The organism is Corynebacterium sp. sy017 (assembly GCF_017918135.1).
Lineage (GTDB): Bacteria > Actinomycetota > Actinomycetes > Mycobacteriales > Mycobacteriaceae > Corynebacterium.
Map to the genome: position 1 here is coordinate 424,848 of NZ_RZUE01000001.1, position 15,567 is coordinate 440,414.

Genomic DNA, 15,567 nt, shown 5'->3' on the forward strand with positions numbered 1-15,567 from the left:
TCACCGAGGAAACCATACCTCAATTACAACGCGGTTTTTAATAACTACTAATACTTACGCAGTAACAGCTTTATCTTCACTATTTTCAGCAGTCTCCCTTCTGACGTGCTCAGGAGTTTCGCGACCTTTCTTCATCACGAAGAAAGCAATGCACGCAAGAATGAAAACAATGATAGACATCCACGCATTAATACGCATACCCATGATGAGCATAGCGTCGTCAGTGCGCATATTCTCTACGAAGAAACGACCAAAAGTATAACCCGCTACATAGAGCACAAACACTCGCCCATGCCCTAGTGTGAACCGCTTATCCGCCCACAGCAGCACGAGAAAAATAAGTACATTCCACAGCAGTTCATAAAGAAAAGTCGGATGAACCACTGACATAACCTCACCAGTAGAATGACCTGTCAGAGGCGCTAAATTACCGTTATTATCCACACGATAATAAAGCTCTAGCCCCCAAGGAACAGATGTTGGGGCACCATAAAGTTCCTGGTTAAACCAATTCCCCAATCGACCTACTGCTTGAGCAATAATGACACCAGGGGCAATCGCATCAGCAAAAGGGGCAAAAGGAATTTTTTTATGGCGAAGATATAACCATACCGCCGCAGTACCCAACATAACGGCACCCCAAATACCCAAGCCACCATTAGTAATAGCGAAAACTTCGACAGGGTTGCATGAATCGCAAAAGTATTTGTCGTGATCAGTGAGCACATGATAAATGCGTCCACCCAAAATACCTGCAGGAATGACAATTATCGCTGCATCGAAAACAACATCTTTATTACCACCTCGTGCGCTATATCGACGAGTTCCTACCCACAAGGCAATGATAATTCCTGTAATAATGCATAAAGCATAAGCACGAATAGGAACCGGACCAATATGCCACACTCCCTGCGGCGGTGACGGAATAAAAGCTAATTGCGTGACGTTCATCTACTGCCTTTTCGACGACCAAAATGTACCACTCTAGTGTGCCTGATAGAACCTCACTATGCCACCCCTAGTCCCCCGATTGAGTGCTACGAATCCTTAGAAACGCGATGGACAAGAGGGATGCTGACCAGCAGCTACTAATGCGCGAGTAAAAGAACGCGGTGACGCAGCCCTCACCAATTCCTCACCTATGACTACTGCATCAGCACCTTGAGAAGCATACGTGAGTAATTCTTTACTAGAACGCACCCCAGACAAAGCAACACGAATAGTATCTTGCGGTAAACCAGGAGCTATATCAGCAAAAATTTTCTTATCAATGGTCATTGTTGATAAATCACGAGCATTAATCCCAATCACCTTAGCCGATGCCTGCATAGCACGCGTAGCCTCCGCAGGAGTATGCACCTCCACTAAAGCCGTCATGCCTAAAGACTCTGTGCGATCAATTAACGACTCCAAACGCGATTGCGTCAACGCCCCCACTCTTAGTGGAATCATATCTGCACCATAATAACGCGCTTCATGTATCTGATACGGATCAATAATAAAATCACGGCACATCACTGGCACGCTTACTGCTTGACGCACCGCATACATATCTTCTAATGAGCCCTTAAAATTCCGCCGTTCTGTTTGACACGCAATCATATGTGCTCCACCGGCCTCAAACTCTGCAGCCAGTGCCGTTGGCTCAATAGTATGGGCAATGACGTGCCCTGGAGCCGCCTTCTTAACCTCAGCGATAATACTGCAACCAACATTTTTCAGTGCGGCCATCGCATCACGAGGTGGTGGACAGTCATAAGAACGCGCTTTCATCTCTTTATAAGAAATTTCTGCTTCACGTGCAGATACATCTTCGATAACCCCAGCAATGATCTCATCGAATACTGTAGTCATAACGCGATCCTTCACCATAACCCGGTATAGCCCAACTGGCACCTTACTCTCATAGCCTAACGCCTTCACCGCAGATAACGAATTCAAGGCATTCTCGATGAGCCAGACGAGTCACTTGTTGGATCGATATCTGCGTCTAACGCATCCCAAATCACACGCCCAGATTCAGGATCAGAAATGAGATCCTCACGGATACGCTGACGACGTTGAGCTTTGCGCTCATACTGATTGGCTCGCGCACCATCCGTACCTGGTCGTAGCACCAACACCACTGCCGCTACAAAAGCTAGAGCACAACCAAATAATGCCACACACAACGATAAAGTCTGCACATCTGCTCTGATAATCTCTGCCCAATCATTAAGAACAACTGGATCCTGCGCGCGCGAACGTGAATTCTCAGAGGAAAGCAAATGCACTATGCGTTCATAATCTGGTTTATGCAGTAATAATTGCATAGGTGGCCATGCGCCTAAAGCCGCTGCAATCGCAGCATTGACAGCAATTATTCTTCTGGCTAGCCGTCGCAAAGCTAAAGAAACTACCGCAGCTGCCACCAGCAATAAGGCAAATGCAGTAAGCTCATTACTCCATAGAGCACCGCGAACACTAGTGGTAATGCGCCCTGCTTTATCGTCGAAAGCCTCAACTGAGATCCACGGCATTCGCGATGAGGCCCATATGATGCCACCGCCGAGAAGAATTCCGATAACTGCTTTGATATTTTGTTTAGCCACCACTGATCACCATCATTCTTCAAGCAACACATCGTCATCAAAACAAGTTCGTGTACCTGTGTGACACGCAGCTCCGGTTTGTTCTACGACCATCAGCACAGTATCACCATCACAATCCAAGCGTACCTGCCGCACATATTGAACATTGCCGGAGGTAGCCCCCTTGATCCAGTATTGCTGACGCGACCGAGAGTAATATGTTCCTTTTCTCGTAGCCAAGGTATAAGCAAGAGCATGTGCATCCATCCACGCAAGCATCAATACTTCTTGAGTTTCAGACTGAACAACAGCAGGTACAAGACCTTGGTCATTAAATTTCACTCGCTGTGCAATGGCAGGATCAAGTTGATACTGAGCTGGGTTATCCTCGTTGCTCATAGGTGCGCACCTCCCACTGATTTTCACGTAAGGCATCTTTTACCTCGGCTATCGAGACTTCGCAGAAGTGAAAAATCGACGCGGCAAGCACTGCTTGGGCTCCCGCTGCTAATGCAGGTGGAAAATGTTCAGCCCTACCTGCGCCTCCAGAAGCAATGATGGGAATAGTGACCACGGAACGCACTTTTTCGATGAGCTCAAGATCAAACCCCTGCTTGGTGCCATCGCCATCCATAGAATTAAGCAAAATCTCCCCCACGCCTAATTCTTGAGCCTGCTGTGCCCATTGCACTGCGTCAAGCCCTGCCGAACGAGTACCACCATGAGTAGTAACCTCAAAACCACTAGGGTACGTTGCACTACCATCTGCACTACGACGCGCATCAATGCTCAATACGATACATTGAGCACCGAATTGCTGAGAAAGTTCACGCAACAACTCTGGGCGTGCAATGGCTGCAGTATTCACACTGACCTTATCTGCACCCGCGTGTAGTAATTCATGAACGTCCTCGGCAGTACGTACTCCTCCACCAACAGTAAGCGGAATAAAAACCTGATCTGCGGTTCGACGTACTACCTCAAGCATCGTACCGCGACCATCTTTCGAGGCAGAAACGTCTAAGAACGTCAGCTCATCCACGCCTTCAGCCTCATAGCGAGCAGCCAATGCCACCGGATCACCGGCGTCTTTGAGGTCTGCGAAATTTACTCCTTTCACAACTCTGCCTTGATCAACATCAAGACAAGCGATGACTCTGACTGCTACTGCCATATACTTATCCCCTTATATTTTCCGCTATTGTCATTTTCCCTGGCATACTGGATCTCAATGCTGACATTCTAGGCAAGCACACTCATTATTTCTTCATGCGCTACCGCACTTCCAGCTACCAATCCACAGGCTCCAGGATGCCAAGGCTTGCCAGACAAATCACTTACTACTCCACCCGCTGCTTGCACCAACAACACTCCTGCAGCATTATCCCAAATGTTCGGGCTAAAACTAATCGCAGCATCGAAAATTCCTGCTGCTGCATATGCAAGGTCAATACCTACCGAACCAGTAATACGTGGGCGCAAGGACGTAGTACAGAGTCTTTGGAAAATTTCCTGCCTAGCACTGCTAGGTATCTCATCATGAGCAGACCCCATAGCACCAATTCCCACATGAGCACAGCGCCTACGAGAGCGCATATTGTACTGGTATGGTTGTCCATTGCATAGTAAAGGCGAGTTCTTATAGGCACCAAATGTTTGCGATAACAATGGCATTGCGGTCAGCGCGACGACGGGTTGATCGTCGATAAGCAAACTGAGCAAAATGGCAGACATGGGATTATGCGTAGCATAATTTGCTGTGCCGTCAATAGGATCAACAACCCATTGCGGGGAACCCTGCTGACCACCATATTCTTCGCCTACGACGGTAATCCCCGTGGCTTCATATAAATGCGTCCGTAAGTAGCGCTCAATCTCTAAATCAATGTCAGTAGCAAAATCGCCGCGTGCTTTCAGCTCTTGCACTGTCTGCCTATGGATACCAGCGCAAAAAATCTTTTCCGCCCCAGCTATTGCAGATTCAGCAATATGATAAAGCTCGCGAATATCGTGCATCTTATTGTCCTGCTACCGCCTCAAGAGCCTCTTTGAGACTAAAACGGTTTTCGTACAAGGCTTTTCCGATAATCGCAGAGTCTATGCCTTCGTTTTCATACTGAGCCACAGCAAGGATATCGTCAATACTTGAAATACCCCCTGAAGCTACAATTTGTGCATCAGTTGCTGCGGAAACCTCACGCAAAAGATCCACATTAACTCCACTTAATGCCCCATCTTTTGACACATCTGTCACGATAAAGCGCTGGCAGCCATAGGAATCAAAACGCTCCAACACTTCCCATAAATCGCCACCGTCACTCACCCAGCCACGCCCACGTGCCCGCCACTGCCCATTTTCTTCAAGTACGGCAAGATCAATAGCAATTTTCTCACCATACTTATCAATGCACTGTGCGATCCAGGTTGGATTTTCTAACGCTGCCGTACCGATATTCACTCGACGTGCCCCAGTGGCAAGTGCCTTTTCCAAGGAAGCATCATCACGAATGCCACCCGTTAATTCCACAGCAATATCCAATGCGCCAACGACCTGCGCCATCAGTTCATAATTAGAACCACGACCAAAAGCAGCATCAAGATCAACAAAATGCAACCACTGTGCTCCTTGACTCTGCCAATTGAGTGCAGCTTCAAGTGGACTACCATAAAACTTTTCGGTACCAGCCGCACCTTTTTCTAGACGCACTGCTTGCCCTGAAACAACATCAACAGCGGGAAGGAGGGTAAATGCCATGTGTAATGATCCTACTTGCTCTTATTATCTTGCGCTTTGTCTTTCGCTATCTGTGAAGATTATAACTGCGCTAACCAATTTTCTAATAGCTGTGCCCCGGCATCACCCGATTTTTCTGGATGAAACTGTGTTGCCCACAGCGGACCATTTTCTATAGCAGCAATAAAGCGGTCATCTTCATGCTGTGCCCACGTCACAAGAGGCGGTTGTGTTAGCCCATCTTCAACAAAATCCCAACGTCGTACGCCAAAAGAATGCACAAAATAGTATCGCGTAGCTGCATCTAGACCAGAGAAAAGTTCAGATTGCTCAGGAGAAACAACAGTATTCCACCCCATATGCGGCAAAATATCAGCCTTGAGTTGTTCCACAACTCCCGGCCATTGGCCACATCCTTGGGTTTCTTGCCCATGCTCTACTCCTTGATCAAAAAGAATCTGCATACCGACACAAATACCAAAAACTGGGCGCGATCCAGCAAGGCGCTGACCAATAATACGATCTCCTCTGATGGCTTTGAGTCCCTGCATACAAGCTGCGTAGGCTCCCACTCCTGGAACAAGTAATCCATCTGCTTCTACAGCAATATGTGGGTCTTGGGTTATTTCAACTTGTGCCCCTACCCGTTCGAGTGCTCGGCAGGCTGAACGGATATTTCCTGCACCATAATCCAATAGCGCCACAGTTTTCATACTCATTACCTTTTCTCTCTCAGTGCTGTTTTACACTGTATGTTTCCCCCGATTGTTTCCCTGCCCCTATACATTGCCTATAAGGCCTATAAGTGTTAACCGCCAAGGAAGTCTAGTGCCCACAGCACTCCTCCAGCCGCTGCAATAACTGCGCATAGCGCCAAAATGACAGCAAAGAGCTTATTACCTGCTTTATATGCAGACCAGACTCCCCCAACAAGAAGACCAGCGACGAGGAATAGGATATAGACCAAGATATAATTCCCACTGCCATTGCTGCTGCGTGCAAAAAACGTGGCATACTCGGCATAATCATCCATAGTCTGCGCGAGGATGTCCCTGGGATAGTACATGAATGTTATCTCTAGTTCTCGTATCACAATGTTCCTTTAGTAGACGGAATACCTCTTAGGCGCTCATCAGCACTCAGTGCTTCTCGGAAAGCACGCGCTACCGCTTTATATTCCGCCTCAGTAATGTGGTGCGGATCCCGACCATAAAGACAACGAATATGTAATGTGATGCCCGCATTATAAGCAAGCGACTCGAAGAAATGCGCGTTGATTACCGTCGCATAATGTCCACCAATAACAGAGTGCACTAGATGTTCTGGTTCCCCGGTCATAACGAAATATGGGCGCCCGGAAAAATCAACGATTGCTTCGACGAGGGCTTCATCCATAGGTAACTGACAGGAACCAAAGCGTCTCATGCCTTTTTTGTCGCCAACGGCTTGTGCGAGTGCTTGGCCAAGTACGATTGCTGTGTCTTCAATGGTGTGGTGGGCATCAATGTGGATGTCACCTTGTGCTTTAATTTTAAGGTCAAAAGCGCCATGTACTCCAAAAGCGGTGAGCATATGGTCAAAGAAAGCAATACCTGTATCGATTTCCACGGTTCCAGTGCCATCAAGATTCAGCTCAACACTAATATCGGTTTCTTTGGTGGTGCGCTGTATCATGGCACGACGCACATGAGGCATATCATTATCCTGAGCATCTTGTGGGCTAGTTGTCATGATTATTCTCCTTGTCTACGCACACAGTCTATATTGGCCACTTTAAGAACATTTTTTGCAGCTGCTAAGAAAGCATCATTTTCCTCTGGAGTTCCAATCGTCACTCTCAAGAACCCAGTTATTCCCACGTCCCGAATCAACACTTGTTCCTCAAGAAAAGCCTGCCATGCCTGAGCCTGATCGTCGAAAAGCCCGAAGAATAAGAAATTAGCCTGGCTAGGTAGCACATAAAACCCCATTGCAGCTAATTGTCCTGCTACGCGTTCACGCTCTTGAACAAGCATTTCGACGGTAGCCAAAGTGTCATCACTGTGTTGGAGCGCTACAATCGCTGATACCTGCGAAATAGCCGATAGATGGTACGGCAATCGCACAAGCATCAACGCCTCGATAAATGCAGGGTCTGCAACGCAATATCCCAGACGAGCCCCAGCAAAGTCAAACGCCTTACTCATGGTTCTCGACACCACCACTTTGTGTGGATATTTTTTCAGCAACACGACTGCAGAGGGTTGTTGTGAGAACTCTGCATACGCCTCATCAATAATGACAATGCCCGGCGCTAGCTGAACAATGCGCTCAATGTCTTCCAAGCTGGTGCTATTGCCAGTGGGATTATTAGGGGTTGTAATGAAAATAATATGCGGCTTATGCTCAACGATTGCATCATGGGCTGCACGCATATCAATATCAAAATGTTCATCACGAGGGCAATCAATGAACTCGGTATAGGCACCAGTTGCAAGAATAGGGTGCATAGAATAGCTTGGGGAAAACCCCAAAGCCTTTCTGCCAGGTCCGCCAAAAGCCTGAAATAGCTGCATTAAGATCTCATTGGAGCCATTTGCTGCCCAAAGATTGTCTTTTGTGACAGAATATCCGGTTTGTTTTGTCACATAGGCCGCCAACTCTTGGCGCAACTCCACGCAATCACGATCAGGATAACGATTAAGCTCATGAGCCTGACGCGCTACACGATGTGCTAATTCTTCGATGAGTGCATCGGAGGGTGGATATGGATTTTCGTTGGTATTAAGCCGCACCCGTACATTGAGTTGTGGCGCACCATAGGCTTGCTTGCCACGTAGGTCATCGCGAATAGCTAAATCAACTACAGAAATAGAGCCAGTTGCATTGTATTCTTCTTGTTCCATGGGTGCCCTCTTATGATTATGTGCTTTGTTTCTTATGAATTCTTATTCAGCGCTAGTGGGTAGGTTCTCAAATCGAGCGCGAATCGCCTCACCATGTGCAGGTAATGACTCTGCTTGCGCTAATGCCACCACAGTTGGCGCGATTTCCGATAACGCATCTCGGTTATATTCAATGACATTAACAGCTCGCAAGAAGGTGTGCGTCGATAAGCCAGAGCTATAACGCGCCGATCCTGAAGTAGGAAGCACATGGTTAGAGCCTGCAGAATAATCGCCAAGTGGAACTGGAGAAAACTCGCCAACAAAAATTGCTCCCGCGTGCTTAATGTGCTGTGCTACCGCAGCAGCATCCTGCATATGAATTTCTAGATGTTCTGCCGCATAAGCATTAGCGACGCCAATCGCGGTATCACGATCATCCACCAGAACAATACCCGACTGTTCACCTTGTAATGCTTGAGCAACCCGCGACGCATTCAGCGTGACCTCATAGCGCTGGGCAATTTCTTTTTGCACTGCGTGAGCAAGTGACTCCGAGTCTGTAATAAGCACAGAAGCAGCCATACCATCATGTTCTGCTTGACTAATGAGATCATAGGCAACCCATACAGGATGAGCACTTTCGTCAGCGAGAATAGCAATTTCTGTAGGACCTGCCTCGGCATCAATGCCTACCACAGAACGAACCAGCCGCTTTGCTGCAGTAACATAAACATTTCCAGGTCCAGTAATCATATCTACTGGCTCTAGCTTTTCGACGTCGTCGCCATAGGCAAGCAGGGCAATGGCTTGACTACCGCCCACTGCCCACACTTCAGTAATACCTAATAGCGCACAAGCAGCAAGAATTGTTGGATGTGGATAACCACCATGCGCTGCTTGCGGTGGAGAAGCAATAACCAATGACTCCACCCCTGCTTCTTGTGCAGGAATCACGTTCATAATCACACTGGAGGGATACACAGCTTGACCACCAGGAACGTACAAACCTACACGTTCTACTGGAATGAATCGCTCAGTAACCGTCCCCCCAGGAGCAAGCTGTGTAGTGTGCGTTGTGGGCAATTGCTCACGATGTACAGTACGAACACGATTAATCGACTCTACCAAAGCGCTGCGTACCTGTGGGTCAAGCTGGGTTAGTGCTTGCTCTATGATCTCGCTCGGCACTCGCACGTGCTCTGGGCGAATACCATCAAATTTTTCACCGAAATCTAGCGCAGCCTGAGCACCATGCTCACGTACTGCAGCAACCACAGGTTCCACTGTGCTAAGAACAGCGTTGATATCAGTATTTCCACGAGGTAGGGCACGCCGAAGTTGGCTTGTGGTCGGATTGTGACCACGCAAATCAATAACATTGAGCATATAGTTTTTCTTTCATGATTCACTTGAACTGTCTACGCTACACCTACTTGCAATACAGTTCTTTGATAGCACTATAGATATTATAATTTGCGCTGCACAGGAGTAGGAATATCTGCACGAGTATGTGAATCAAACTTTTCAACTGCCACAGTTGCATCTGGCATATCCATTGCGTCGGGAGCAACATATACTAGGCAACCAAGCCAATAGGACAATACCGCGACAAAAGGGCTCAGAAAGAAAACCGCAATTCCGCTCTCAAAAGGTGGAACATACGATATATGCTCCCCTGGGACAAGAGCACTAATATCGCTTTGACTTACCCCGTAGAGCATAACGCTGACTGAAGTGCCCACTTTTAAGCATACGAAAGAACCAATGAGCGTCCATAATGCAAGCCACCACATCATTATGACGCTGCGTGGACGGATGCGGTGAAATACCCCGATACTAAGTACCAAGGCTGCAATCACAGTAACAAGACTGAACCAGAAAAAAGATCTAAACTCTATGTTGGTTTCATCACCTAACTGTCCTTGCCCGTCCTCAAGAACAGTCACCTGATAGCTGGGGCGGATAACAGCCCAGATAACCCCGCATAGAGCAAAAAGAGCAATGCTTGCAAGCACCACACTGGCATAGGAATGCACACTGCGTTTTGTTGCTGTTAAGCCCAAGGCACTCTCTCATTCTCTTTGCGGGTGATCACTTTACTTACAGAACTTCCAGCGCCCATCCTCTTTAAGATAACGATGGGTTGCTGTGGTAGGAGTACCACCAGTGCTTGCTGTTACCTGAGCCGAGGCTGTATCACCCTCAACTTTGATATTGCTCACCTTGTCAATAGTGGGATTAGCTTGCTGGTATGCAGGTACCTGCGCCAATGGAGTATCTGGTACTGAGTCTGTATTCATTGCAGCTTCGCCCCCACGTTCTGCTTGCACCTGACGACAGGTGTTATTGGGAACATAAGAAACATACTCGCGCAATGTTGTAGCTTGAGAGATATTACGTTCTAACGCTTCAATTGCAGCGGCATCTTCTGGTGTAGCTGGTCCACCATTAACCTCAGCAACACCAGGAGCTGTCACATCATTTCCCAGAGGAACCGGCGGCTCCACTGGAGCTGGTGGCGCAGCAGGTGCAACAGGTGCAGCAGCATCTGCTGGAGTTGGTGCTTGACCTTGTGGTTGCTCTGGTGCCACATTATGCGATGGTTCTGCTACAGAAGTTGATTCCGGTGCAGGTGATGACTCTAACGCAGCACTGGTTTCGCTGTGTTCTGTGGTAGTTGCTGCTGAACTTGCGGTCGTTTTCGCTGATGACGACGTTGCAGAACTGCCAGCAGATGCGGCAGAGTCTTTATCATTGCCACACGCAACAAGTGTAAAAGTTGATGCAGCGCAAAGCATCACAATCGCTGTTTTCCTGGCATTGCGCTTGCTGAACCTGATGTTGTTGTGGTGTGACACTATTGTTCTCCTCTAACTACTGTTAACTACTGTTTCTTTGAGCACCATTGTAGGGACATTGTAGACAAACGCTATAAACCCTATGCAAAGACTATCTCTGCGTTGGACATTTTCGTTTCTTTTCCACCCTAACCCATGTCATCCATGTCTCTACTTTTAGGATTATTTTTAGACTGCTTTGGACTACTCTGGAAAAAGTGCAGTTGAGTAAAGACCTCATCATAAAGACAAGTCTCGATATTCTTCATTCTTATGGGTTAGCTGATATGACGATGCGTCGTTTAGCCCGCCAATTAGGTGTTGCCCCAGGTGCTCTTTATTGGCATTTCCAGAATAAGCAAGCGCTTATCGACGCTACTGCCAGAGAAATACTAAAGCCTTTTCTCGCAAATACCACTCCGGTTTCCTCCCCTGCAAGTACCTCACACCGATTTATCACAACCTGCACGCAATTGCGCACCCTCATGCTTAGTTACCGTGACGGTGCAGAATTAATTGGTGCTGCGCTTGCGGACGAACATCTGCGACAAGAACTAGAACAACAACTCATGCTCACCCTAGATTTTTGCCCTAGTGCATTACGAGAAACCGTTGTGCAAACAACTGTTCATTTTATTCTTGGTGCGACTACAGTAGAACAACTCCAACAACAACGTCATGATGTAGAAATCAGCATGAGTTCGCCATCACCTGAGCGAGAGTCGCACGGCGATGAATCTTTTTTAGCAGGCATTAGGCTTATCATCAACGGCGCTATAAGCCACTGATCTCGTCTCTAGGATAAAACAGGGTAAAATCTCCAAATATGAGCCAAGAAACTATAAGTGACCAGGATATGAATCGAATTGTCTACCCTGGATCGGCATATCCTTTAGGGTCTACTTATGATGGATCAGGCACTAATTTCGCCCTCTTTTCCGAAGTGGCAGAGCGCGTAGAGTTATGTCTCATCGATCGGGCTGGTAAGGAAGAAAGAATTACGCTCGAAGAATGTGACCATCATATTTGGCATTGCTATCTTCCCGGCATTATTCCGGGTCAGCGCTATGGGTACCGAGTACACGGGCCATATGACATCACGCAAGGGCTTCGCTGTGATCCGGCAAAATTATTAGTTGATCCTTATGCACGCGCTTTCGACGGTGAATTTGATGGCGACCCTTCACTTTTTAGCTACGACATCACCAATCCTGATGATCTCCAGGCGCGCAACACTCAAGACAGTTTAGGGCATACCATGCTCTCTGTCGTGGTCAATCCGTTTTTTGATTGGGGTGCAGATCGACCGCCACGGATTCCAGATAATAAAACCGTTATTTATGAAGCCCATGTCAAAGGCATGACAATGACGCATCCAGAAGTGCCAGAACACTTACGTGGTACGTATGCTGGTTTAGCCCACCCGGCAATCATTCATTATCTGCAAGACCTAGGTGTTACGGCAATTGAGCTTATGCCGGTACATCAGTTCTTGCATGATGATCGGCTCCGTGATCTTGGATTGCGTAACTATTGGGGCTATAACACCTTTGGTTTTTTCGCACCTCACGCTGATTATGCTGCCAGCCAGAAAGCAGGCGGTGCTGTAAGCGAGTTCAAGAGTATGGTGCGTACCATGCATGAAGCAGGCATTGAGGTCATTCTCGATGTGGTTTACAACCACACTGCAGAAGGTAATCATCTCGGTCCCACCATTGCTTTCCGTGGAATTGATAATGCAGCGTATTATCGCTTGGTAGCACAAGACAAAGCGCGTTATATGGACTACACCGGTACCGGTAATTCCTTGAATGTGCGCCATCCCCATTCTTTGCAATTAATCATGGATTCCTTGCGCTATTGGGTCACAGAGATGCACGTCGACGGTTTCCGGTTTGATTTAGCTGCAACTCTGGCACGTGAACTGCATGACGTCGATAAGCTCGCCTCTTTTTTTGATCTAGTGCAGCAAGATCCTATTGTTTCGCAGGTCAAGCTGATTGCTGAGCCTTGGGATGTAGGGGAAGGCGGATACCAAGTCGGCAATTTCCCTGCCCTGTGGACAGAATGGAATGGAAAATACCGTGACACTGTCCGAGATTTTTGGCGAGGTGAACCAGCTACCTTGGGTGAATTTGCTTCGCGTCTTACTGGTTCTTCTGATCTCTATGCCCATAACGGTAGGCGACCGACAGCATCCATCAATTTTGTTACGGCGCACGATGGTTTCACGCTCACTGACTTGGTCAGTTATAACGACAAACACAATGATGCCAATGGGGAGGAAAACCGAGATGGCGAAAGCTACAATCGCTCCTGGAATTGCGGTGTCGAAGGCCATACTGATGATCCAAACGTGCGGGCACTGCGAGCACGCCAACGCCGTAATTTCTTGACCACTCTCCTACTCAGTCAAGGCACACCGATGATTGCTCATGGGGACGAAATTGGTCGTAGCCAAAACGGCAATAACAATGTCTACTGCCAAGATAATGAGCTATCGTGGATTGACTGGTCGCTAGCCGAAGAAAACGCAGCGCTGCTTGAATTTACGAAGCGGCTCATTAAAATTCGGCATAACCATCCAGTTTTCCGCAGACGACGGTTCTTAGCCGGAGGTCCATTGGGGCACCATGAGGCCAATGAGCGCGATATTGCTTGGCTGGTCCCTTCTGGAAAATTGATGACCCAAGATGATTGGGATTTTGCTTTTGGTAAATCGCTCATGGTCTATCTCAATGGCAATGCCATAGTTGAACCAGATGAGCGTGGACGCACCATTGTGGATGATTCTTTCTTACTCATGTTCAATGCACACCATGATGACATTGTGTTTAGTACCCCAGATGAGCAATTCGGGCAACAATGGAAACTCATTGTTGATACTACCGAACCAATCGGCTACCCCAAGGAACCACTTATTATTCCAGCTCAAGGCACTATTACTGTTCCAAGTAGATCAACAATGCTGTTGAGATTAGAAGCACCAGTTCAGCAACCACCTGCCCACGATGATTACGCACCTGCCCCAGCACAACGCTACTAGCGTGTGGATCCCCTAAAGGAAACAGAACCAGAAAGGCCTCGTTGGCATTATGACAGCACATATACGCGCACACGGTGTAGAACTAGAGATAACGCTACAGCACCTTATCATGCGCCCAACAGTTCTGCTTGCAGCACTAGGACAAGAAGCACGCAGCCTAGATATTGCCGAAATTACGACAGCAGAACTGAGCGAACAAGCAACTGCTTTTCAGCATGGCACAGTGCGTATCCATTCTACTCAAGGCACCATAACTGAACTTACTTTTTCTCCCGGTACCGCACAAAGGCAACAGCGCTTTCTCGACCTGCTGCACCAAGCACAAATGGGTTCTCTCCCTGATGAGCACCCAGATCCTGAGCCAGAGCCGCAAGAAGAACCACAACAAGAAGAAGAGCATGAACTTAATTTTGCTGCTCTCGATGTAGAGACTGCTAATAGCGATTGGGGTTCTATCTGCCAGATCGGAGTAGCAATTGTACGTGCTGGGGTGGTCGTCGACAAGCGATCATGGCTGTGCCAACCCCCAGCAAGTCTTTCTTATTTTGATCCCATGAATACCGCGATTCATCATATTACTGCTGAGACTGTAGTTGATGAACCACCATTTGCCCAGGTACTAGGCGAAGTTGTGGAGTATATTGGCGATCTCATAGTTATAGCGCATAATGCTCAATTCGACATGACAGCATTACGACGAGCTGCCCAGGCCGCAGGTGCACCCATTCCTACCTTAGCTTTTGGGTGTTCCCTCACTCTGTCGCGAGCAGCACACCTTGGAGTGGAAAATCACAAGCTCCCTACTCTGGCACAGTTTTTCCAGATCGATTTCCATGATCACCATGATGCCTGTGCAGACGCGCTCGCTTGTGCTGAAATTGTTTTGGGGATTGCGCAAAAAGCACACTATGAGGGTTCTATTCGGGGACTATATGAGCATTTTCATTTTAATCTTGGTTCCCTCAATGCGGATCGTGTGTACCCGGTGCTCAAACAACCAAGCGCCTATATCACTGACGACGCAACGAACAACGCTCATTCAGCTGATGACTCTACGGCAGGATCTAGGGTCGGAAAAGAAAAGCACGAAAATAATTCTCGCCACAATCGTAATAAATGGGAAAAAGCAGCAACACCAGAAAACATCCCGCAACCTAATGAACATGCCGATCCACAAGCACCTTTATTTGGACAATGTATTACGCTCACTGGAGATTTCTCGCCTTTCGATAAAGCAGTGCTGTGGGAAAAAATCGCTTACCAAGGTGGAATCATTGCCAAGAATGTAACAAAGAAAACCACGTTACTTGCTATCGGAGCATGGGAATCCATCACCACTAAGCAAAAACGTGCCGAAGAACTTATCGGGAAAGGACAAGACATTACCATGTGGACCTCTCGAGAGCTTTTCGACGCTCTGGGACTCGACCCCACTCAGATAGAAGAAGAACAACCACCATTCTAAGTTTTCTTGCTCAACTGAGGAACCATAGTCATAGCCAATCCGTCTATT

17 protein-coding genes are annotated in these 15,567 nt (G+C 47.6%); 3 read left to right on the forward strand and 14 right to left on the reverse strand.

Going from position 1 to position 15,567, the window contains the following annotated elements; translation table 11 throughout:
• Nucleotides 1–54 precede the first annotated feature (54 nt).
• From lgt to EML15_RS01990, 14 genes are all read right to left on the reverse strand, one after another.
• On the reverse strand, nt 55–951 hold the full coding sequence (lgt, locus tag EML15_RS01925) for a prolipoprotein diacylglyceryl transferase (protein ID WP_144273162.1): 897 nt from the start codon (nt 949–951) through the stop codon (nt 55–57).
• Nucleotides 952–1,047: 96 nt separating this feature from the next.
• The gene (trpC, locus tag EML15_RS01930) at nt 1,048–1,854 is read right to left on the reverse strand and encodes an indole-3-glycerol phosphate synthase TrpC (RefSeq protein ID WP_144273163.1); all 807 of its coding nucleotides are present in this window, start codon (nt 1,852–1,854) and stop codon (nt 1,048–1,050) included.
• A gap of 83 nt (nt 1,855–1,937) precedes the next feature.
• The gene (locus EML15_RS01935; RefSeq protein WP_255455970.1) at nt 1,938–2,591 is read right to left on the reverse strand and encodes a TIGR02234 family membrane protein; all 654 of its coding nucleotides are present in this window, start codon (nt 2,589–2,591) and stop codon (nt 1,938–1,940) included.
• Between the two features lie 12 nt (nt 2,592–2,603).
• Nucleotides 2,604–2,969 (reverse strand): phosphoribosyl-AMP cyclohydrolase, encoded by a 366-nt coding sequence (gene hisI, locus EML15_RS01940; RefSeq protein ID WP_144273164.1) that lies wholly within the window; start codon nt 2,967–2,969, stop codon nt 2,604–2,606.
• Nucleotides 2,953–3,744, reverse strand: coding sequence for an imidazole glycerol phosphate synthase subunit HisF (gene hisF / locus EML15_RS01945; protein ID WP_144273165.1), 792 nt, complete (start codon nt 3,742–3,744; stop codon nt 2,953–2,955). The genes hisI and hisF overlap by 17 nt, the downstream gene beginning before the upstream one ends.
• Before the next feature lie 68 nt (nt 3,745–3,812).
• A complete protein-coding gene (locus tag EML15_RS01950) occupies nt 3,813–4,586 on the reverse strand; it encodes an inositol monophosphatase family protein (protein ID WP_144273166.1) in 774 nt (257 codons plus the stop codon).
• Nucleotide 4,587: 1 nt separating this feature from the next.
• Nucleotides 4,588–5,325, reverse strand: a complete 738-nt coding sequence (gene priA / locus EML15_RS01955; protein ID WP_144273167.1) for a bifunctional 1-(5-phosphoribosyl)-5-((5-phosphoribosylamino)methylideneamino)imidazole-4-carboxamide isomerase/phosphoribosylanthranilate isomerase PriA — start codon at nt 5,323–5,325, stop codon at nt 4,588–4,590.
• 59 nt (nt 5,326–5,384) lie between these two features.
• Entirely contained in the window at nt 5,385–6,017 is a 633-nt protein-coding gene (gene hisH / locus EML15_RS01960) for an imidazole glycerol phosphate synthase subunit HisH (protein WP_144273450.1), read from the reverse strand.
• 95 nt (nt 6,018–6,112) lie between these two features.
• A complete protein-coding gene (locus EML15_RS01965; protein WP_168195103.1) occupies nt 6,113–6,337 on the reverse strand; it encodes a hypothetical protein in 225 nt (74 codons plus the stop codon).
• A 56-nt stretch (nt 6,338–6,393) separates the two neighbouring features.
• Nucleotides 6,394–6,999, reverse strand: coding sequence for an imidazoleglycerol-phosphate dehydratase HisB (gene hisB / locus EML15_RS01970; protein WP_144273451.1), 606 nt, complete (start codon nt 6,997–6,999; stop codon nt 6,394–6,396).
• Nucleotides 7,000–7,037: 38 nt separating this feature from the next.
• Nucleotides 7,038–8,189 carry a histidinol-phosphate transaminase gene (locus EML15_RS01975; RefSeq protein ID WP_144273169.1) on the reverse strand — a complete coding sequence of 384 codons (1,152 nt, stop codon included), beginning with the start codon at nt 8,187–8,189 and terminating at the stop codon, nt 7,038–7,040.
• Between the two features lie 42 nt (nt 8,190–8,231).
• Nucleotides 8,232–9,557 (reverse strand): histidinol dehydrogenase, encoded by a 1,326-nt coding sequence (gene hisD, locus EML15_RS01980; protein WP_144273170.1) that lies wholly within the window; start codon nt 9,555–9,557, stop codon nt 8,232–8,234.
• Between the two features lie 80 nt (nt 9,558–9,637).
• Nucleotides 9,638–10,207 (reverse strand): hypothetical protein, encoded by a 570-nt coding sequence (locus EML15_RS01985; protein ID WP_185967139.1) that lies wholly within the window; start codon nt 10,205–10,207, stop codon nt 9,638–9,640.
• 60 nt (nt 10,208–10,267) lie between these two features.
• Complete coding sequence (locus tag EML15_RS01990; RefSeq protein WP_144273172.1) at nt 10,268–11,029, reverse strand: hypothetical protein; 762 nt, start codon at nt 11,027–11,029, stop codon at nt 10,268–10,270.
• A gap of 197 nt (nt 11,030–11,226) precedes the next feature.
• On the opposite strand from EML15_RS01990, the gene EML15_RS01995 reads away from it, so the two are divergent.
• From EML15_RS01995 to EML15_RS02005, 3 genes are read left to right on the forward strand one after another with little or no spacing between them, the layout of a single operon-like run.
• Complete coding sequence (locus tag EML15_RS01995; protein WP_144273173.1) at nt 11,227–11,796, forward strand: TetR family transcriptional regulator; 570 nt, start codon at nt 11,227–11,229, stop codon at nt 11,794–11,796.
• 38 nt (nt 11,797–11,834) lie between these two features.
• Nucleotides 11,835–14,054, forward strand: coding sequence for a glycogen debranching protein GlgX (gene glgX / locus EML15_RS02000; protein WP_246846879.1), 2,220 nt, complete (start codon nt 11,835–11,837; stop codon nt 14,052–14,054).
• Nucleotides 14,055–14,103: 49 nt separating this feature from the next.
• A complete protein-coding gene (locus EML15_RS02005) occupies nt 14,104–15,519 on the forward strand; it encodes an exonuclease domain-containing protein (RefSeq protein ID WP_144273174.1) in 1,416 nt (471 codons plus the stop codon).
• The last annotated feature ends 48 nt before the right edge of the window (nt 15,520–15,567 follow it).